Here is a 19955-nt window from a genome sequence, read left to right on the forward strand (position 1 = left end):
TTTTGTTTTACTGCAAATTCATTATACATTCCAAAACTTACACCATAATAAACTAAACCTTAATTAAACCTTACAATCAAAAAAAGTTGTATCGTAGATAATTCTACGACACAACTTTTAATTAATTTCAGTAATTGATCACTTATTTAACTTCTCTTCAAAGTCCTTTTTTAAGATATCCAAAAAGTTAGATATAACCTCTTTTTCATTTTCATCGAAATTCTCAAATATTTTCTTATCTCTTTTTATAGACTCCATATGAAGAGTTTTATGTTTTTCAAAAATTTCTTTTCCTTTTTCTGTAAGGTTAAAGTATTTCTCTTTTTTATTTTCTTCAGTTTGATATGAGCTTATATATTCTTTAAGCATCAGCTTTTTAGTTATTTTTGTTACTCCACCTTTAGTTATTTTTAGATGATTTGTAATTTTGGTTACATTAGCATTTTCTGTTCTACCTATATAATCAATGGCATGAACCTCATTTATATTCAAGTCACTATAATTCTCTTTAAAGCCTTTATCATTAAATTCTGTGAACATTTGAAAGGTTTCACTTAGTTTTTCTACCATTAATTCGTTGTTCATATTTCTTCCTCCCTATATTATATCAACCAAAACTCTAGTAGATAAGCCTGTGGCAAATGGATTGTCTATCCACATAGTATAGACATCAAATTCATCTTCTATTGTATCATTTAATTTACTTAAATCTAAGTTTTCTATAACATAAGTATTGTTTTCTTCTGATTTTACATCTGCTTTAACATGTTCCTTTCCTCTACGAATTCCTGCACAATCAATACCTATAAAGTACACCTTTCTTTCAAGTAAATAGTCTATAAGTTCCCAACTAAGCTCTGGGTGCTGCTTTACATATACATCACTTCCATATGGATAATTACTCTGTATATTAGTTTTAAACATAACAAAACTACTTTCTTTTATTTCTATATCTTTTAATGCTTCTATTCCTATTTCTTCATCTAAACTATAATTTGTGCAATCAATTAAAACTCCTTTAGTTTTAAAGTACTCTAGTGGAATATTACTTTTTTTATACACATCTACATGAGTTCCAACATGACCTGCATTTATTAATTTATTTTCTTGAGATTCTAACCACTTCCATACTTTATTATTCTTATCTAATTTTAATGTTATATCTAACATAGTATCACTCCCTCTATTATTGTTTCCTTGTAAACAATAATACATTATTTTTGTTTCCTCGTCAACTATATCTTAAGATCAAAAAATCCTTAAGAATTTTTCTTAAGGATTTTTTTATGCTATATGAATTTTATATTTAAAATTTATATAGAATTTTCTCGATTCTATTTGATAATTTTCTCCAACTAAGGTGTGTTACATCTAGATTATTATTATACTTATTTTCATTAATATTTTTTATAATTTTTTGGATTTCATTCTTTATATTGTTCTCAAACATTGGCAAATCCTCTTCTACAGGAATATCTACATTTATTAGTCTAGGTAAAGTCAAATATCTTATTTTGCCAGAATTATTTATTTCTTCCCCTAGCCATTGTCTTACACCAGGTATTTCTGACGTAATAACATATAAACCTGAAGCTAAAGCTTCTATTAATACAAGTGGTAAACCTTCATAAAAAGAAGGAAGTATAAATATATCTGACTGTCTAAATTTCTCTGCCAAATCATCTTGTATTAAATTGCCAAGAAATTCAATTTTATAAGGTGATTCTTTAGCTGTATTTAATATATCCTTATATTCTTTTCCACTACCCATACCTGCTAAGCTTAATTTGATTTTATCCTTTGGAATATCTAAAGATGAAAAAGCTTTAATTAAAGGTATTAAACCTTTAGAATATGAGATTTTTCCTGCATATATGACTTTTATACAATCTTTTTCATAAGATGAATCTCTACTATAAAATATAGAATCATCATAACCACTACCTACAACGTGAATATTACTTTCTTTTATATCAAAATACTCTTTTATGTCTTCCTTCTGATCATTGTGAAGAGCTAAAATAGCATCTAGTTTTCTTATATTATCTTTTATAAAATCTTGCTTTAGATCTATGGATTTGAGCTGTCTTAGATCGGTGCCATGGCATACTCCAAATATCTTTTTATCTTTTATCAACGAACGCGTAAGAGCCGTCAAAAAATAAAGATGATGACATATTATTATATCTGGATTGAATATCTCAACTGCTTCTATTACTTGTCTGCTGAATCCTTGTCTAAAACAATCTATCATATTTTCATCAAGGTCCCTATATCTAGTACTTTCATAAGGCATTACATCACTCATACCTATAACAGGAAAAGGCATTTCTTTTACATTAAAATATACAGGGTATTTTTCTAAAGATAAATGAGTATCTATATCTATCTTTTCTTCATTCGAAATACCTGCAATAATAGCTTGTTTAAAACCTTTTTTATCAAATTGTTCTATAACTTTTCTAACGTATATACCACTTCCAGTTTTGAATGGTTTTTGGGCTGTAATATGAAGTATCTTCACCTTTAATTGTCTCCTATTCTATATAATAACATTTTCATTAATTTTATCAATCAAGCAATAAAAAAGCAATGGTATACGTAATTAAATATCGTTTACCACTGCTTTATTTCTTAATTTACCCTATTCATTAATTCAATATATATTGCAGATGCATCATCATTTTTTTTAAATCTAGGATACTTATCTCCACTAGAATCCTCTTCTTCAATTTGTCGTAACTTTCTACAAAGATTATCTAGACCTTTGTTTTGTGCCTCATGAATTAAATTCTCCATATCTATATAATTATATCTATCTGTTATAGCAGAAAATCCATCACTAGCCATTAATAATTTTGTATCACTGCTAAATGGTATTTTTCCATATAATCCTCTATCAACAGCTTCTGTATCAAATCCTAATATCCAGTATCCTTCATTTGTGTTCTTTAGTAATCTATTTCTAACAATTAAATTGTTCACTTCTTTTTTAGCTTCAGATAATGTCTTCCCTTCTTTTCTCATTATCTCATCCATTGCCTGAAAAACCTTATTATCCAATCTAGTTACAGAATCATCTTTTATAACATTCAACTTATTATTATTTTCTATTATTAAAGTACAATCACCTAATATAAAATACTCTAAAGTATCTTTAATCCATCTTGTCAAAACTATAGAACTTGACGGTAAATCTAAAGATTTAACACACTTATCTTTAACTCTTTTGTAATACTTATCTTTTACTACATTAATTCCTTCTTTTACAATTCTTTTTAAATCAATATCTGTTCTATGAAAATTTTTATTAACATATTCATCCCACTGTTTTACATACCATTTTGCATCACTGTCTTTATCTATTAGGTTTTTACCATTAAGGCCTGTAGCTCCATCTAATATCCAAGCCCCATGCTTATTAATATTAGCAACATCTTCATTTATCATACTACTGCCATCACATATGGAATCATAATAAAACATATTCATATTATTTGCTCCTTAGATTTAATTAAGTTTCACTCTATATAAATCTATATTACTATAATTCATAGAGAGCCGACAAGTTAATACACTTTATTATTTCGTTGTATTTAAAACTTCTATAATTACTTTAAGGGTTATAAATCTTTTAAATATATTTACTTTCATAATATTCCATAGTCTTTCTTAAACCATATTCTAAACAAAATTCTGGTTTCCAATTAAGCATACTCAATGATTTATTAATTTCAAAATAAGAATCTTTTATATCCTCAAGTCTCTCATCTTCAAATACTACATCTATATTTTTATTAGCTATGTTTTTCATAATACCAAATAGTTCTATAACTGATGTATATTTTCCCGTACCTATATTAAAAACTTCTCCATTTCCATACTCTATAGAATTTATATTTGCATTAACTACATCCTCTACATATATATAATCTCTTGTTGCACTTCCATCACCAAATATTGTTACGTCTTTATAATTCATAATATTCTCCAAAAATATAGATACAACTCCACCTTCTCCATTTTTATCCTGTCTAATACCATATACATTAGAATACCTTAAAATAGTATAATCTAAATCATATAATCTAGAATAAACAGGTATATAATATTCAGAGCTTAATTTAGATGAACCATAAAATGAAATAGGTTCTTTATAATGTTCTTCATCTATTCCTAAATAATTAGGATTTCCATAAGCTGCTGCCGTAGAAGAATAAATTATTTTATTTACATTACTTTTCCTGCAAGCCTCTAAAATGTTTATAGTTCCTATTATATTTATCATTGCATCATTTATAGGATCCTTAATAGATTTTTGAATATCTATTTGAGCCGCCATATGATATACAATATCAAATTTTTCTTTTTTGAATACTTCTAAAATATCTTTATCACATATATCCATTTTATAGAACTTAGCTTCTGAATTTAAATTTTCAACTCTACCTGTTGATAAATCATCTATAACAACAACATCATGATATAAACTTATGAGCTTATCAACTAAATTAGAACCTATAAATCCAGCTCCTCCTGTGACTAATATTTTCACAAATGATTCCCCCCATGTTGTAGTATTATTTTTCGGATAACTAAATTATATATTCTGAGAATTAAAAAGTATATAATTTCCTTATTTATAAATACCACAAACACAAAAACACCTTAAAACAATATATTCTTTTAAGGTGTTTTTTTATATACTAATGATCTATTCATTAGCGAGTAGACGAATTTTTATTCAAATATTACTGGTTTAAACTTAGTTATCAATTTGAAAACTAAATCTTTTGCAGACTTGTTATCTAAATTCGATATATAATTTACATTTTCTTTTACTAATACAATCTTATCTAAATCATAAAATCTAATTTCACCTATTAATTTCTCATCATTTTTAAGTAAAATTATATAATTTAAATCATCCTTGTTAAAAGACTCTGAAGTTTGTTTGAACTCCATCCCTATAAATTCTTCTCCAATTTCTCTTGCTACATCTTCATATGCTACTTTTCTAAAATCACTAAAAAATTCACCTTCAGTAGTTTCATATCTACATGCTACCGATACATTGTTTATATCTCCTGTTATAATCTCATTCTCTACTTTTGATTCATTATTATTTGTCCCAATTTCAATATTCTTTTGAGCACTTGATAAAAATACAAATAAAGATAATATTACTATTGTAGTCAATGTTATAAATGCTCCTTTACTCCTTTTTTTCATTATTTTTAATCCTCTCTTTCATATTAATATTATTTATCTGAAACCTAAAAATTCAGCTGGAGCAAAAACTCCACCTGAATTAAGTTTCGCTTTATATTAATAATATTAAACTACTTTGGGACATAAAGCATCATTTTTTTTAATCAAATACGTACCTATAATAACTGTCATAAATTCTGCAAATGGAATTGTAAGCCATACTCCACTCATTCCTATAATCATAGGAAGCATATTTATCCCTATGATTATAAATATTATACCTCTGCTTGCTGCTATTATAATAGAGGCTCTAGCATCTCCTATTGCTGTAAAATATCCTGAACTAATTATATTAAATCCACACATTAAAAAGAAAAATGCATATATTTTTGATCCATTTACTGCTAAGTTTAGAACCTCTTTATTTCCTTTTGCAAATAAGGATACTAATTGTTCTCCAAATCCAAACAATGTAAAGAATAATATTACTCCAACTACTAAGTTTACCTTTAATGCTAATTTCAATGTATCATCTAATCTATCATTCTTTTTGTTTCCATAGTTATAACTAATTATCGGTGTTATTCCATCAGATATACCAAACATAACCATTGTTCCAAATTGGGATATATAATTTATCGTTGTAAATGCTGCAACACCAAATTCTCCTGCTATTCTCATAAATGTCATATTAAATACATATGCAGTTATAGCAGTTGCAATTGAAGTAACTCCTTCTGATGAACCATTATATGCCATCGGTATTATAACTGATTTGTCAAATTTACCAACGAATACATTTACTATATTGTTTTTATTTAACATAGGTCCCACTACCACGAAGAATGCTGCTACATATGCAGTACCTGTAGCAAATGCCGCTCCCTCTATTCCTAAGCTTAATTGTTTTATAAGTATATAATCTAAGCTTATATTAGCAATTAAACTTAAAATCATACCTTTTAAATATAGTTCTGGCTTTCCAACTACTCTATTAATAAATCCGAATAAGAACATTAAACACATTATCGGAGCAAATACAGATATAGTTTTTACATAGGTTGATACGCCTTCTAATAACACTTCATTTGCCCCTAATAATACTGAAGTTTGTTTGCTAAATAATCTTCCAAATAATACTATAGCTAAAGATATAGCTGTAAGAACTATAAGTGATGTCCTAAATACATTTTGTGATTCTTCTTTTTTACCTTCTCCTAAGTTTCTCCCTATGAAGCTTAAAGATCCTACGCTTATTATCATACTAAAGCCTACTATAACTTGCATAAATGGTTGAACTATATTTACACTAGCCATAGCATTTGGTCCAACAAAATTTCCTAAAAATATTCCATCTATTATAGGTTGAATCCCTGCTATTACCATAGAAATCATTGCTGGAATTGAAAACTTAATAAATAATTTAGATATTTTCTCTGTTCCTAATATGTTCTCGCTCATTTTCTCTACCTCCAAAAAACAAACACAACATCTATTAATTATATGATTATTGTGTTTTATTCTAATGGAATACATTATAAACCTTTGTGCTACACAAAGGTCAATATGTTTTTTTATTTAAATTAAATTTCTCTCTATAGGTATTTGTATTTCGTATAACACTTCCTCTTTTTTATCTGTAACGCTAATATCTATTTGAGATATTTGAAGAGCATCCCCACAAACAGTATATCCCTGTTCTTCAATGTATTCTAGCATCTTTTTTAAACTATTACCTATATCCCAAATACTTCCTTTATAGTACATACAAGCATAAGTCCCTTTAGGAATTTTTTTAATATGATTTTCATCAATATTGTCTCTATCTCTAATGAAGATGAACATACTAAGTGATTCTATATAGTTATTCAGCTCTATGTCTTTCTGTTTTATAATCGCACCATAGCGGTTACTTGCAACTATAGGTGCTATTTCTTTTAATTCATTCTCTAATTTAAGGCATATATAACTTAAATCAATTTCATTTTTTATAGATTTATCAAAAGTAATTATTTCTCGTTCTTTAATTCCTTTAATAACTATATCCTCAAAATTCATCTCTTTTGAAATCTCTTCTAAATGTTTTATTTTTTCATCAATACTTTCTTCTAACTGTTGTAATTCTTTTATTCTATTTTTAAGTTCCTCATGCTTATCTCTTAATATATTAACAGATTGTTCTAAATTTCTATTATCAAAGTACTTCTTAATTTCATCAATACTCATACCTAGTTCTCTAAGTTCTTTAATTGTTCCTAATTCTTCATACTGTAAAATGGAATAGTATCTATATCCAGTTTTAGGGTCTACTTTAATAGGCTTAAGTAAACCTATCCTATCATAGTGTCTTAATGTTTCAGTCGTAAGATTTCTGAGTTTTGCAAACTCACCAATTGATAGTTTATCTTTCACGTTATCTCTTCAACTCCTATCTATATATATTTTACTATTCTTTTTAATAGATTGTTATGCATTTCTATATAATATTTCACTTTATAGGAAATAATAAAATCGAGGAGGCGGAGAAATGCAATTATTTACTGGACATAAAATAATTAAAGATGAGAGTGGTTGTGTAGCTGTTTTATATCTGGACAAGCAATTGAATGAATTTGCACTAGAATTTCTTGAGAAATCACGAGAAGAAAAACAACAATTTGAAAAAAATATTCTAAATTATATTAAAAAGAATATACCAAATGTTAAAGTAAACAAAATTAATATTATGCTAGGTTCAATTTTAATAACTTCACTTACTTTTAGCTCTGTCTATACTCCCTCTAGTTTAGAGATAGATAAAGAGGGAATTCAATTACCTAATAACCCAAGTATTTCACAACCCAAAGAAGATATTGATAAAGATCAAATACCAGTCTCTAATGGCCCAAGTGTTTCACAACCAACAGAAAATATTAATTCAGGTTCAAATTTAAAGCAAGGCACTTATATTATTAAGCCTGAGGATACGTTATTTAAAATTTCAAAATTATACAATATAACTGTACAGCAATTAAAAGATGCTAACGGATTAATAGATAATATTATTTATACTGGTCAAACTTTAATAATTCCAAATCAAGAAAATTCAAATCTAGAAAATATTAATAATGTTGTTTTAAACCCTAGTGATATTCTGGTTATGGTAAATAAAAAAAATAGTCTACCTTCAAATTACATTCCAGAAAATCTTGTGGTTCCAAATATTCCATTTCCTTTTAAAGAGTTTCATTCTAAAAAATTGATGAGACAAGATGCAGCTTTAGCACTTGAAAAACTATTTAACAAAGCAAAACAAGATGAAATCAATTTATATGCTACATCAGGATATCGTTCTTATGATCGTCAAAAATCAATATTCGAATCAAATGCTAAAAAATATGGAATAGAAAAAGCAAATCAATTTAGTGCCAAACCTGGAGAAAGTGAGCATCAAACGGGACTAGCTATGGATGTTACTAGTCCATCAGTAAATTATCATTTAACTCAAAGATTTGGAGAAACAAAAGAGGGAATTTGGCTTAAACAAAATGCTGCTCAATTCGGATTTATTATACGTTATCCAAAAGGAAAAGAAGATATTACTGGATATAAATATGAGCCATGGCACCTTCGTTATGTTGGTAAAGAAACCGCTCAAAAAATTACAAATCAAAACATAACACTTGAAGAATATTTTGGAGTTGAATAAAAAATTCGTCTACTCGCTAACGCGGTGACTCATGTCGCCAACGATCCTTACAGGCTCCGTTGCTCAAAAATAGTTGCAAGTATCTCTTTCTTAACCAGTTATATACAAAACAAAAAATGATATAATTTCCTATAAAATAAAAAAAGCTGTTGAAATTCAACAGCTTTAATATCTGACATATTTAGTTGGATTTAAAGGTACATTATTCTTTCTAACTTCAAAATGAAGATGATTTCCTGTAGATCTTCCAGTACTACCTACCTTAGCTACAACATCACCTTTGGCAACTTTTTGACCTTTCTTAGCTACCAATGAACTGCAATGTCCGTAGTAAGTTTTATATCCATTCTTATGATCTATTATTATAAGTTTTCCATATCCATTTTGAGTTCCAGAGAATATTACTGTTCCACCATCAGAAGCCTTAATAGGCGTTCCTTTAGGAGCAGCTATATCTATACCTGTATGAGTTTTACCCCATCTTCTTCCGAAAGGAGAAGACATTCTCCCCCTTGTAGGGTTAGAAAATGCTCCTGAAGCTATATAAGTAGGCTTTTTCTTTGTACCTTTTAATACAATCTTATCTTCAGCATCTTCAACAATTTCTTCTTTTAATATATTCTTAGAGTCTACTTGTCCATTTATTCTAGTAACCTCTGCAACTACTTTTTTAGATCCTTCTTTACCTTCAATCTTTACTTTTTTATCTCCTTTATAAAGAGATGCAGTTTCTTCATAAACTGTATCATAAGGTATTTTTTCATCATAAGAAGCTACACTTGTTACTTTTATATTTAAATATGACTTAGGAACAGTTATATTTATTTCTTGATCTATATCTAATTTTTCTATATCTATTCCAGGATTAGCTTTTTCAATATCATCCATGCTTAGATTGTATTTTCTAGATATATTCCATAGATTATCTCCATCTTTTACTATGTATTTTTGTATATCATCTGTACCTGTTAATAAGTAATCATAAGCTGAAGCTTCACTTTTTAACTTAGATATTTTTATATCTTTTTCTACTAACTTTACTTTTTCTATAAAGCTTATATCCTTTATACCCTCTATTCCTTCTTTATGTTCATCTTTAATTGTTTTTAAGACTTTTTCTGCGGACTTTTTATCCTTTACATAAACGATGTCTTTACCCTGTATATTAATAGCAAATGCTCGTATGGTAAGATCTATAACCTCATTTAAATTCTCATTGAACTGCTCTTTAGATGTTATCTTATCTTTTCCTACTCTGCACTTAGTAAATACTATTTCTTGATCTATTTTAACGTCTTTTTTAAATTCCTTCTTTATATATGATTTTTTCTTTTCTATCAATTCATATACATCTTTTTTACTTTCAACTATACCTACATTTTTTCCATCTATGCTTACTTCATATGATAAAGTAGCAAAATATATTACACTACAAGTCATTATGGTTATACATAAAGCTATGTAATGAAGTAAGTATTTTTTCTTAAGTATATTATTTAGCTTCTTCATAAGTAGGCTCCTTTCAAGACAGTTACTCGTATATTATATCAAACAACCCCCTTATGTTTCAAGTTAATTGTTTCCATTCATTATCTTTTCAGTATCAACACCTTCTTCTTCCCACATATTCATAAATTGAGAACTTGTAACATTTTTATATATATTTTCATTATAGTATTTCCTTAATGTGTCAAAAAATACATCATCTCCAACTTTTTTCCTTATATTATCTATCATAAGTGCACCTTTGCTGTATACGCATAAACTGTAATCTATAGAATTATCAAATTCTGTCGTGCTTTTAAATATATGTTTGCTCTGTTTAGTTATAGTTCTAACTTTCATATTCTTTATGAGTCTATCTTTTACTTCTTTTCCATATTTCTGTTCAAAATACAGTATTGTCGAGTATTCTGTCAATGCCTCATCAAGCCAAGGTTCACTTATCTCATCATTACCAACTAATGAATACCACCATTGATGTGCTGTTTCATGAGCAACTACATACTCTAAATAAAATTTAGAATTTTGATCATAAAGGCCTTTATCAATCATAACAAGATTAGGATACTCCATTCCACCTATAAAGAAATCAGATTCTACAACTGAGTAAGTTTTATATGGATATTTTCCAAATAAATCATTAAATACTACTAAAGAATCTTTAGCTACCTCTAGAGCTTCTTTTCCATATTTTTCATCGAAAAAATAACTATATATGTTTGTATCTTTTATATTAGTCGATAATATAGTAAACTTATCACTTAATATAAATGCAAAGTCTCTTACGTTTTTAGCATCTACTTTGAATATATTTCTATTATTTTCTTTTTTCTTGCTTTTTATTATACCTGTTGATGCTATTTTATACTTATTTGGAATATTTATACTAACATCAAAGTCACTTATATTACTATAAAAAGGATCTCCTATTTTTTCGTATCCTTTCTTATTCCATCCTCTTTCATCGTACACACATGCTATTGGATACCAATTTGTTATATTTATAGTATTATCCCCATAACCAAATCTACCTATTGAATTAGGCAATTTTACATCATATTCTATATATACATCTATTTTTTCAGAAGGCTTTAATTCCTTATTTAATTTAACCATTAATATATCTTCTTTTTCTCCTGATATAGAATAGTTTAATTTAGCTTTATTACTTAAAATACTTTTAATCTTTATATGACCTTCACTGAAACCATTTGGATATGCCTCTTTTAATTCACTTTTAACAAAAGGTGCATATTCCTCTTTAGAGAATGCATTAGGATATATATGAAAATATAATTCATTTAAATTATTTTGAGTATTATTTACATATACTATATTTTGATTACAGCTTAAATTCTTTAGCTTGTCATCAAAAGATGCATTTATAGTATAGGAATTTAAATTATCTTTTTTTTCACCTTTAAATGCTTGTAGATCTATTTTTTCAAAACACGTTATTATAGAAAATAATAAAAATAATACAATAAATAACTTCAAAAACTTTTTTTTGCTCAAAACGATTAACAAGAATACTACCCCCTTTGTAATACTAAAAACTTGAAACTCTATAACCCATTTTTATCTGAAGTGGAAATTCAGTCGAAGGAAAAATTCCGCCTGAATTAAGTTTCGCTTTATCCGAAAGCTAAAAGTTCTAAAGTTCCCTAATTATTTTCACTAAGAACTTAACAGCTTCTGGATTGGCTCAGCTAGAAATTCAGTCGAAGGAAAAATTCCGTCTGAATTAAGTTTCGCTTTATTGTGATATAATTAGTCTGAGGTGATTTTTATGTTTTTTAAAGAAATTAATGAAATAGATTTAGGAGAAACTCCTATTGATAATATATTTATAGATATATTTATGCCAATGGCTAATGGTACATACGTAAAAGTTTATTTATTAGCTTATAAATATGCCTTTGATGCATCAAAAGCGGAAGTATCAAATCAGACCTTGGCTAAGAATTTAAATATACCTCTGTCAGATGTTTTATCAGCTTGGGATTTTTGGGAAGACAAAAAAATAATAAAAAAACACTTTAAAGAAGAAGACCAACAGTGGGATTATTCTGTTGAGTTTTTAAATTTGAAGAAACTATATATAGAAAATATTATTAAAACTAATGATCCTAAAAAAGAGAAAACAACTCCTAATGAGCTTATATCTGTAACTCAAAACCCTAATATAACTAAGCTTTTTAATTATATAAATGAAATTATAAGTAGACCGTTAGTTCCAAATGAAAAAATACAAATATTAGATATAATGGACAGATATAATATGGGACCAGACATGATAAAAAGTGCTTATGCTTATTCTAAGCAAAAAAGAGGTATAAAGAGTATAAAATATGTAGAAGGAATAATAAGAAATTGGTATGACAATAAGATATATACAATTGAAGATTTGGAACAACACTTTGCAAAAAATACAGAAAGATTTGGTTTGTACAAAAAAGTTTTTAAAGAGCTAGGTTTTTATAGAGAGCCTACAATGGAAGAAAGAAGAATTATGGATAAATGGCTGGATGAATTTAAATTTTCTAATGATTTGATAGCTTTTGCTTGTTCAAAATCTAAGAATACCTCCAATCCAACTATATCTTATATAGATGCTATCCTTAAGAATTGGAATGACAAAGGCTTTAAAACTTATCAAGATATAAAAGATTATGATTCAAAGCGCTCTGAAAGATTAGAAATATACAAAATTATATTCGAAGCGCTAGGATTTAAAAAACCACCTTCTAAAGAAGAAATACGAACTATGGATAAGTGGATAAATGATATGAATCTTCCTATGGACTTAGTATTACACGCTTGCTCTAAATCTAAGAATACATCTAACCCATCTATAAACTATATAGACGCTATTTTAAATGATTGGAATAAAAAAGGATTTGAAACAATTGAACAAACTGAGCAAGAAGTTAAAGCTAAGAAATACGAGCCTAAGTCTTATAGTGCTCCAAAAACTAAATTCCATAATTTTGATCAGAGAACATCTAGTTATACTCCAGAAGAATTAGAACGAATTCTTATGGAGAAACAAAAAAAGAGATTTAAGTAGGTGATTATATGAATAATGATAAATTAAGAGAGATATTTATAAAATATGAAAACAATAGAGATAGAGCTAAATTAGATTTGGAGATGAGAAAAAATAAAGTTTATAACAAAATACCTCAAATGAAAGATATAGACGATAAGATATTTCAAATAGGTCTGTCTTTAAGTAAATCTGTATTAATGAATGAAGATGATAGAGAAAAAATAGTTCAAAAATGTAAAATAGAAATGAATAGTTTAAAAAAACAAAAACAAGATCTTCTAACTCAACATAAAATTCCATCAGATTATCTTCAAATGCAATATAAGTGTAATAACTGTAAGGATAAGGGATTTAAACCAGACGGAAGTAAATGTGAATGTTTAAAACAAGAATTAATTAAGGATGCATATAAGATATCTAATTTTTCAAAGCTTATTGAAAAGGAAAATTTCGATACATTCGATATGAATCTATTTTCTGAAGAAAAAATAGATTCTGAGGGAATATCTCAAAAAGAAAATATGTTGAATATATATTCTTTGTGTGAAAGCTTTACTCTAAACTTCGATGAAGCTAATGGTGAAAATTTATTATTTTATGGTCAAACTGGTGTTGGAAAGACTTTTATGTGTAGTTGTATAGCTAAAAGGCTTTTAGATAAGGGGTATACTATTCTTTATGAAACTTCATATAATGTAGTTGAACTTTTACAAAACTACAGATTTGAAAAAAGTCATACCTTTGAAGATAAAAGAAATTACAAGCTTTTATTTGAATGTGACCTTTTGATTATAGATGACCTAGGAACAGAAATGATAAATTCTTTCACTATAAGTGAGATGTTTAATATAATTAATTCTAGATTAATAGATGGTAAAAAAACTATAATATCTACCAATCTATCTCCTATACAAATGGCAGCTACTTATACGGATAGAATATTTTCTAGAATCTCTTCTCATTATAGATTTTTGAAATTTATAGGTGAAGATTTAAGATAAAATAAAAAAACTAAGGATTATAATCCTTAGTTTTTTTTATTGGAGCTAGTGATAGGAATCGAACCTACAACCTGCTGATTACAAGTCAGCTGCTCTACCGTTGAGCCACACTAGCATATAGTTTTTTATATAATAAAAACCCAAAGATATCTAATATCTATGAGCTTATTCTTTTAATTATTTGGCGACCTGGAAGGGACTCGAACCCTCGACCTCCAGCGTGACAGGCTGGCATTCTAACCAACTGAACTACCAGGCCAAATAATTGGTGGGCTCAACAGGGCTCGAACCTGTGACCCCCTGCTTGTAAGGCAGGTGCTCTCCCAGCTGAGCTATGAGCCCAATTATTAATGGTGACCCCTAGGGGAATCGAACCCCTGTTACCGCCGTGAAAGGGCGGTGTCTTAACCGCTTGACCAAGGGGCCATGCTTTGGTGACCCATCCGCGACTCGAACGCGGGACACCCTGATTAAAAGTCAGGTGCTCTACCGACTGAGCTAATGGGTCGTGTTTTTTTCTTGCTGACAAGTATATATAATACTAGCTTTTTCTACATATGTCAACACTTTTTTCTATTTTTTTTATTTTTTTATAATATATATCTCTATCGTGATTTTTTTTAGAAAATTCTCATTAAATGTAATATTATAAAAATATTAAAAGTATTACGTAGGAGTCTAATTTTAGAACTCTTAGCTTGATTGTAAATAACTTATATTTAACTTTTTATTGTATGGATTTGTGTATATATAAGCATTTACATTAAATATTTCTCTAAACATATCCTCCGTAAATACTTCACTTATTGTTCCATGACGAACTATTTCTCCCTGCTTCATAACATATATATAGTCACAATATGAAGAAGCTATATTCATATCATGTATAGTTGTAAATACAGTCTTTCCTAGTTGTTTAAGCATATGCATTATTTCTACCTGATATTTAATATCCAAATGGTTAGTAGGTTCATCTAGTACTATAATATCTGTATTTTGACACAGTGCCATAGCTATCATGACTCTTTGCTTTTCTCCTCCAGATAAACTAAGAAAATTTCTATTACCATATTCCTTCATACCTACATTATCAAGCGCGTTTTCTATAAGGTATTCATCATTATTATCTATGCTTGAAAATCTTCCAACAGATGAAAACCTACCCATTGTAACTATTTCTTTTACAGTAAAATCAAATTCCATATTGTTTTCCTGCATTACTACCGCTAAAATTTTAGAAAGTTCCTTGTTTTTTAATCCATATATATTTTTATTATCTATATATACTGCCCCTTCTTTTGGAGAAACATATCTATATATATTTTTAAGAAGTGTTGTTTTTCCACATCCATTAGGTCCTATTAATCCTACGAAACTTTTATTCTTAACTTCTAGATTTATTCCTTTTAAAAGCTTCTTTTTCCCTATATCATACTTTAAACCTTCTATTTTTAATTTCATTACTTACCCCCAAATTGATAGGAATTTTTTCTTATAAGTAAAAGAAAGAATGGACCTCCCAAAAATGCAGTAATAACCCCTATAGGTATTTCCTCTGGAGATAAAACGGTTCTAGCTATAGTATCTGTTATGATTAAAAGTATTCCTCCTATTAAAACTGAAAAAGGTATTAGCTTTTTATGAGAAGACCCTACAAATGATCTAGCTATATGAGGTACTATTAATCCAACAAACCCTATTACTCCTGTAAAAGCAACTATAGTTCCTGTTAACAAAGTAGAGGCTAACATTATAAATCTTATTACTAATTTAGTGTTTATCCCTATATTTTTTGCAGCAGATTCTCCTAAAAGCATTGCATCTAAATCTCTAGTTAAAACCATTGATATATTCATAATTATTATAAGTATAACTAAAGCTATTTTAACTTGATTATAATTTGCACCAGATAGACTTCCAACACTCCAAAATACTGCATTTTTAACAAGGCTATCATTTTTTGCATAAGTTATTACAAAAGTTGTAATAGCAGCAAAAATCGAACATACAGCCACACCTGTAAGTATTAATTTAGTCTTAGAGTATATTTTAGTAACTCCAGATATGTAAAATACTAAATAGGAAGAAAGCAGTGCCCCTAAAAACGCACCAAAAGCTGTTGCTAATTGTGTTGATCCTAAAAAACTAAAAGCACCAAGAACTATAGCTATAGTTGCACCCGAAGATGCCCCAGCAGAAATTCCAAGTATATATGGATCTGCTAAAGAGTTTCTAGTTAATGTCTGCATTAAAACTCCAACGAGGGCAAGTGCGCCCCCAGATATTATGGATAGTAGTATTCTTGGAAGCCTAATTTTATATATTATATTCTCTATATTAATATCCCAAGTTGGTTGAAATATTTCTTTATTAAATAAGCAGTTTATTAAAGATTTATACGTTACATCTACATCTATCTTCACTGAACCAAAAGTTATACATACGGTTCCAATTAACAGTAAAATAGTTAATAAGAATATAAACTTAAATATTAGATTATTATCTTTTCTACTTTCCAATACCTTTTCCACTTAAATCCCCCTTTAGAAGTTTTCAGGATAGAACTCTTTTGCTAGTTTTTCAACTGTTAAAGGAACTCTTTCTCCTGGATAAAGCTCTACAAGTTCTAACTTTATAAATCTATTATTTTTTATTGCATTTATATTTTGAAGAGCAGGATTTTCCTTTAATTCCTTTACCTTTTGCTCAAATGTTTGTCCACCAGTTTCTAATGAATATTCCAAAACAATCATAACGTCTGGATTTCTTTTCACTACTTCTTCCCAAGTTACTTCTGGATATGCCTTATCTATATCTCCAAATATATTTTCACCTTGTGCTAACTTTATTATCTCATTATTAATTCCTTTACCAATTACTACAGCACCATTAGTTGCTGAATCATATCCCATTACTTTTACCTTTTTATCTACATTTGATATTTTCGAATTTACTTCTTCTAGTTTAGCTTTTATTTTATTATTTACTTCTTCTGCTTTATCTTCAGCATCAAATATTTTTCCCAGATTATCAAAATCTTCATAAATACTATCAACTGTTGCATTGGATTCTACTGATCTTGGTATGTATGCTTTTATATTGTTTTCATTTAACCAATCTATGCTTCCAACGCCTTTATCATTAAAATCTCCTCCCCATCCAATTATGAAATCTACTCCATTTGCAATAATTTGCTCTTTAGAAGGGTATGTTTTGCTCATTACAGGTACTTTTTCATATGCGGGTTTTAATGACTCTAAAACATTGTTTTCTGCATAAGATGTTCCTGCCATTTTATCTTCAAGCCCTAGTGATAACATCATTTCTATCATTGCATTTGTAACAGCTAAAGATTTGTTTGGTTTTATATCATATACCATTGAAAATTTATTTACACTATCATCGTGTCTGCTTGTTTGAACAAAATCCAGTTTTAAAGATTCTTCTACAGATTGTTCTTGTTTTTTTGTTTGTTCTTCGTTTGTGTCTACACTGTTACATCCTACAAGACCACTTAAACATATAAATACTGACAATCCCAATGCTAAAAATTTTTTGTTCATTTTTTTATCCCCCTTTTAAAATAAAATAAGCCATGAAGAAAAAAAGTATACTCTACTCTTTTAAACCTTCATGGCTTTACATTCATTTGAAATTCATTTCTCTTAGAATGTAACATATCTTAATAAGCAATGCAATATTTTAGATTATTTTCTCAAAATTTACACAAAATAGAACTTTGTCAGAATAAAAAGTCGAAACAAAAAAAATAGCATTATGCTTTAGCATAATGCTATTTTCTTAAATTTATAATTCAGTAGTTTGAAGGATTTGAACGCTTCAAACAATATTTAACTTATAATATTAAATATATCTATTATAATAATTCTTGTCTGATAATAGTTTGAGTTCTCTTAGGTCCAACAGATATTATGCTAGCCTTTACTCCTGTTAACTCTTCTATTCTTTGAACATATTTCTGAGCATTTACAGGAAGCTCTTCAAATGTTGTAGCTAAAGTTATATCTTCATTCCATCCATCTAACTCTTCATATATAGGCTCACATTTATCTATAAGCTCTAATGATGCTGGGAATTCTGTTATAACTTTATCTCCTAATTTATAACCTGTACATATCTTAACTTTTTCAAATCCACTTAATACATCTAAAAGCATTAAAGATATAGATGTAAGTCCATTAACTCTTGCAGCATATCTAACTATTACTGAATCAAACCATCCACATCTTCTAGGTCTTCCAGTAGTTGTTCCAAACTCATTTCCATTCGTTCTTATTTGATCTCCAGTTTCATCAAATAATTCTGTTACAAATGGTCCTTTTCCAACTCTAGTAGTATAGGCCTTTACTATTCCAAGTACATCCTTTACCATGTTTGGTCCTATTCCTGATCCAACACAGAATCCTCCTGATGTTGGATGAGAAGAAGTTACATACGGATACGTTCCTAAATCTAAGTCAAGTAATGTTCCTTGAGCTCCTTCAAATAATACTTTTTTTCCTTCTTTTATAGCATTGTATAGTATTACTGATGTATCATCTACATATTCTTTTATTTCTTTTATATATGATAAATTCTCTTGATATAACTTTTCAAAGTCGAATTTCTCTCCGCCGTATATCTTTTCTATTATTTCATTCTTCTTCTCTACTTGAGCTTTTAATTTTTCTTTAAATATTTCTTCATCTAAAAGATCACATATTCTTATTCCAGATCTTTCTGTTTTATCCATATAACAAGGACCTATTCCTTTTTTAGTAGTCCCTATTTTATTATCTCCTCTTGAGTTTTCTGCTAACTCATCTATTTTTTTGTGATATTCAAATATAACATGTGCTCTATCACTTATTTTTATATTTTTAGTATCTATATTATCTTTTTTAAGCATCTTTATTTCATCTAAGAATCCCTTAGGATCAAATACTACACCATTACCTATTATGTTTATAGTTTTAGGATTTAATATTCCTGAAGGAATTAAATGAAGTGCATATTTTTTGTCTTTAACTACTAATGTATGTCCTGCATTGTTTCCTCCTTGCCCTCTTACTACAACATCTGCTTTTCTAGCTAAATAATCTATTATTTTACCTTTTCCTTCGTCTCCCCATTGAGATCCTACTATTGCTACACTTGACATTAAAGACCACCTCTTTATATATAATAACGAACACTTTCTTATTTATTTTACCAAATATACGTATTTAAATCAATCTTTTTGATTTTTTTGATTTAAATTTAATCCACAGAAAACATGTTCTTACCTGTGGATAATGTGGATATCTTTGTTTATATCTTCGTTTTATTATTTATTAACAACTGTATACAGGATTATTAAGTCATGTTAATATTAATCAAGTTTACATTTATCCACAGTATAATAACTTATTATTTCTCAAATAAATCTAAATTATTATATTTGTTGATAATTTATACGAAAATTAATGCAAAGAAAAACCAATATCTTCTGTGGATTAAT

Annotated in this window: 17 protein-coding genes and 5 tRNA genes; 3 read left to right on the top strand and 19 right to left on the bottom strand. The window is 28.0% G+C overall.

What is annotated here, in order from left to right; genetic code table 11:
- Positions 1–138: 138 nt before the first annotated feature.
- The 8 genes from P4S50_RS18085 to P4S50_RS18120 form a co-directional block, all read right to left on the bottom strand.
- Complete coding sequence (locus P4S50_RS18085; protein WP_277732221.1) at positions 139–585, bottom strand: MarR family transcriptional regulator; 447 nt, start codon at positions 583–585, stop codon at positions 139–141.
- A gap of 12 nt (positions 586–597) precedes the next feature.
- Positions 598–1170, bottom strand: coding sequence for a cyclase family protein (locus tag P4S50_RS18090; RefSeq protein WP_277732222.1), 573 nt, complete (start codon positions 1168–1170; stop codon positions 598–600).
- Between the two features lie 136 nt (positions 1171–1306).
- Positions 1307–2524, bottom strand: a complete 1218-nt coding sequence (locus P4S50_RS18095) for a glycosyltransferase family 4 protein (RefSeq protein ID WP_277732223.1) — start codon at positions 2522–2524, stop codon at positions 1307–1309.
- 110 nt (positions 2525–2634) lie between these two features.
- Positions 2635–3492: a hypothetical protein gene (locus P4S50_RS18100; protein WP_277732224.1), complete on the bottom strand. Its 858-nt coding sequence runs from the start codon at positions 3490–3492 to the stop codon at positions 2635–2637.
- Between the two features lie 142 nt (positions 3493–3634).
- Positions 3635–4555 (bottom strand): NAD-dependent epimerase/dehydratase family protein, encoded by a 921-nt coding sequence (locus tag P4S50_RS18105; protein WP_277732225.1) that lies wholly within the window; start codon positions 4553–4555, stop codon positions 3635–3637.
- Positions 4556–4740: 185 nt separating this feature from the next.
- The gene (locus tag P4S50_RS18110; protein WP_277732226.1) at positions 4741–5232 is read right to left on the bottom strand and encodes a hypothetical protein; all 492 of its coding nucleotides are present in this window, start codon (positions 5230–5232) and stop codon (positions 4741–4743) included.
- Positions 5233–5337: 105 nt separating this feature from the next.
- A complete protein-coding gene (locus P4S50_RS18115; RefSeq protein ID WP_277732227.1) occupies positions 5338–6672 on the bottom strand; it encodes an MATE family efflux transporter in 1335 nt (444 codons plus the stop codon).
- 117 nt (positions 6673–6789) lie between these two features.
- Positions 6790–7623 (bottom strand): MerR family transcriptional regulator, encoded by an 834-nt coding sequence (locus P4S50_RS18120; protein ID WP_277732228.1) that lies wholly within the window; start codon positions 7621–7623, stop codon positions 6790–6792.
- A gap of 115 nt (positions 7624–7738) precedes the next feature.
- Between P4S50_RS18120 and P4S50_RS18125 the strand changes: the two genes are divergently transcribed.
- Positions 7739–8899 carry a D-alanyl-D-alanine carboxypeptidase family protein gene (locus tag P4S50_RS18125; RefSeq protein WP_277732229.1) on the top strand — a complete coding sequence of 387 codons (1161 nt, stop codon included), beginning with the start codon at positions 7739–7741 and terminating at the stop codon, positions 8897–8899.
- Positions 8900–9064: 165 nt separating this feature from the next.
- On the opposite strand, the gene P4S50_RS18130 is transcribed toward P4S50_RS18125, so the two are convergent.
- Together P4S50_RS18130 and P4S50_RS18135 are read right to left on the bottom strand one after the other, a co-directional pair.
- Positions 9065–10408 carry a LysM peptidoglycan-binding domain-containing M23 family metallopeptidase gene (locus P4S50_RS18130; protein ID WP_277732230.1) on the bottom strand — a complete coding sequence of 448 codons (1344 nt, stop codon included), beginning with the start codon at positions 10406–10408 and terminating at the stop codon, positions 9065–9067.
- 63 nt (positions 10409–10471) lie between these two features.
- A complete protein-coding gene (locus tag P4S50_RS18135; RefSeq protein ID WP_277732231.1) occupies positions 10472–11929 on the bottom strand; it encodes a M1 family metallopeptidase in 1458 nt (485 codons plus the stop codon).
- A 262-nt stretch (positions 11930–12191) separates the two neighbouring features.
- On the opposite strand from P4S50_RS18135, the gene P4S50_RS18140 reads away from it, so the two are divergent.
- Together P4S50_RS18140 and P4S50_RS18145 are read left to right on the top strand one after the other, a co-directional pair.
- The gene (locus P4S50_RS18140; protein ID WP_277732232.1) at positions 12192–13472 is read left to right on the top strand and encodes a DnaD domain protein; all 1281 of its coding nucleotides are present in this window, start codon (positions 12192–12194) and stop codon (positions 13470–13472) included.
- Positions 13473–13480: 8 nt separating this feature from the next.
- On the top strand, positions 13481–14455 hold the full coding sequence (locus P4S50_RS18145; RefSeq protein ID WP_277732233.1) for an ATP-binding protein: 975 nt from the start codon (positions 13481–13483) through the stop codon (positions 14453–14455).
- Between the two features lie 40 nt (positions 14456–14495).
- Here the strand turns inward: P4S50_RS18145 and P4S50_RS18150 are convergent.
- The 9 genes from P4S50_RS18150 to P4S50_RS18190 all read right to left on the bottom strand — a co-directional run bounded on the left by P4S50_RS18150 (position 14496) and on the right by P4S50_RS18190 (position 19616).
- A tRNA-Thr gene (locus P4S50_RS18150) sits at positions 14496–14570 on the bottom strand.
- 67 nt (positions 14571–14637) lie between these two features.
- Positions 14638–14714: transfer RNA gene (locus tag P4S50_RS18155), tRNA-Asp, on the bottom strand.
- A 7-nt stretch (positions 14715–14721) separates the two neighbouring features.
- Positions 14722–14797: transfer RNA gene (locus P4S50_RS18160), tRNA-Val, on the bottom strand.
- Positions 14798–14806: 9 nt separating this feature from the next.
- Positions 14807–14881, bottom strand: a tRNA-Glu gene (locus tag P4S50_RS18165).
- Positions 14882–14887: 6 nt separating this feature from the next.
- A tRNA-Lys gene (locus P4S50_RS18170) sits at positions 14888–14963 on the bottom strand.
- Between the two features lie 185 nt (positions 14964–15148).
- The gene (locus P4S50_RS18175) at positions 15149–15916 is read right to left on the bottom strand and encodes an ABC transporter ATP-binding protein (RefSeq protein ID WP_277732234.1); all 768 of its coding nucleotides are present in this window, start codon (positions 15914–15916) and stop codon (positions 15149–15151) included.
- Complete coding sequence (locus P4S50_RS18180; RefSeq protein ID WP_277732235.1) at positions 15916–16986, bottom strand: FecCD family ABC transporter permease; 1071 nt, start codon at positions 16984–16986, stop codon at positions 15916–15918. The genes P4S50_RS18175 and P4S50_RS18180 overlap by 1 nt, the downstream gene beginning before the upstream one ends.
- 12 nt (positions 16987–16998) lie before the next feature.
- Complete coding sequence (locus P4S50_RS18185; protein ID WP_277732236.1) at positions 16999–18018, bottom strand: ABC transporter substrate-binding protein; 1020 nt, start codon at positions 18016–18018, stop codon at positions 16999–17001.
- Between the two features lie 314 nt (positions 18019–18332).
- The gene (locus P4S50_RS18190; RefSeq protein ID WP_277732237.1) at positions 18333–19616 is read right to left on the bottom strand and encodes an adenylosuccinate synthase; all 1284 of its coding nucleotides are present in this window, start codon (positions 19614–19616) and stop codon (positions 18333–18335) included.
- Positions 19617–19955: the final 339 nt, after the last annotated feature.

It is taken from the genome of Tepidibacter hydrothermalis (genome assembly GCF_029542625.1).
GTDB classification, from domain to species: domain Bacteria; phylum Bacillota; class Clostridia; order Peptostreptococcales; family Peptostreptococcaceae; genus Tepidibacter_A; species Tepidibacter_A hydrothermalis.

What these genes read in the sequence shown, in the direction of transcription:
- P4S50_RS18185 (WP_277732236.1), bottom strand. Translation starts at nt 18,018, where the DNA reads ATGAACAAAAAATTTTTAGCATTGGGATTGTCAGTATTTATATGTTTA.
- P4S50_RS18100 (WP_277732224.1), bottom strand. Translation starts at nt 3,492, where the DNA reads ATGAATATGTTTTATTATGATTCCATATGTGATGGCAGTAGTATGATA.
- P4S50_RS18140 (WP_277732232.1), top strand. Translation starts at nt 12,192, where the DNA reads ATGTTTTTTAAAGAAATTAATGAAATAGATTTAGGAGAAACTCCTATT.
- P4S50_RS18130 (WP_277732230.1), bottom strand. Translation starts at nt 10,408, where the DNA reads ATGAAGAAGCTAAATAATATACTTAAGAAAAAATACTTACTTCATTAC.
- P4S50_RS18145 (WP_277732233.1), top strand. Translation starts at nt 13,481, where the DNA reads ATGAATAATGATAAATTAAGAGAGATATTTATAAAATATGAAAACAAT.
- P4S50_RS18090 (WP_277732222.1), bottom strand. Translation starts at nt 1,170, where the DNA reads ATGTTAGATATAACATTAAAATTAGATAAGAATAATAAAGTATGGAAG.
- P4S50_RS18115 (WP_277732227.1), bottom strand. Translation starts at nt 6,672, where the DNA reads ATGAGCGAGAACATATTAGGAACAGAGAAAATATCTAAATTATTTATT.
- P4S50_RS18190 (WP_277732237.1), bottom strand. Translation starts at nt 19,616, where the DNA reads ATGTCAAGTGTAGCAATAGTAGGATCTCAATGGGGAGACGAAGGAAAA.
- P4S50_RS18125 (WP_277732229.1), top strand. Translation starts at nt 7,739, where the DNA reads ATGCAATTATTTACTGGACATAAAATAATTAAAGATGAGAGTGGTTGT.
- P4S50_RS18175 (WP_277732234.1), bottom strand. Translation starts at nt 15,916, where the DNA reads ATGAAATTAAAAATAGAAGGTTTAAAGTATGATATAGGGAAAAAGAAG.
- P4S50_RS18110 (WP_277732226.1), bottom strand. Translation starts at nt 5,232, where the DNA reads ATGAAAAAAAGGAGTAAAGGAGCATTTATAACATTGACTACAATAGTA.
- P4S50_RS18085 (WP_277732221.1), bottom strand. Translation starts at nt 585, where the DNA reads ATGAACAACGAATTAATGGTAGAAAAACTAAGTGAAACCTTTCAAATG.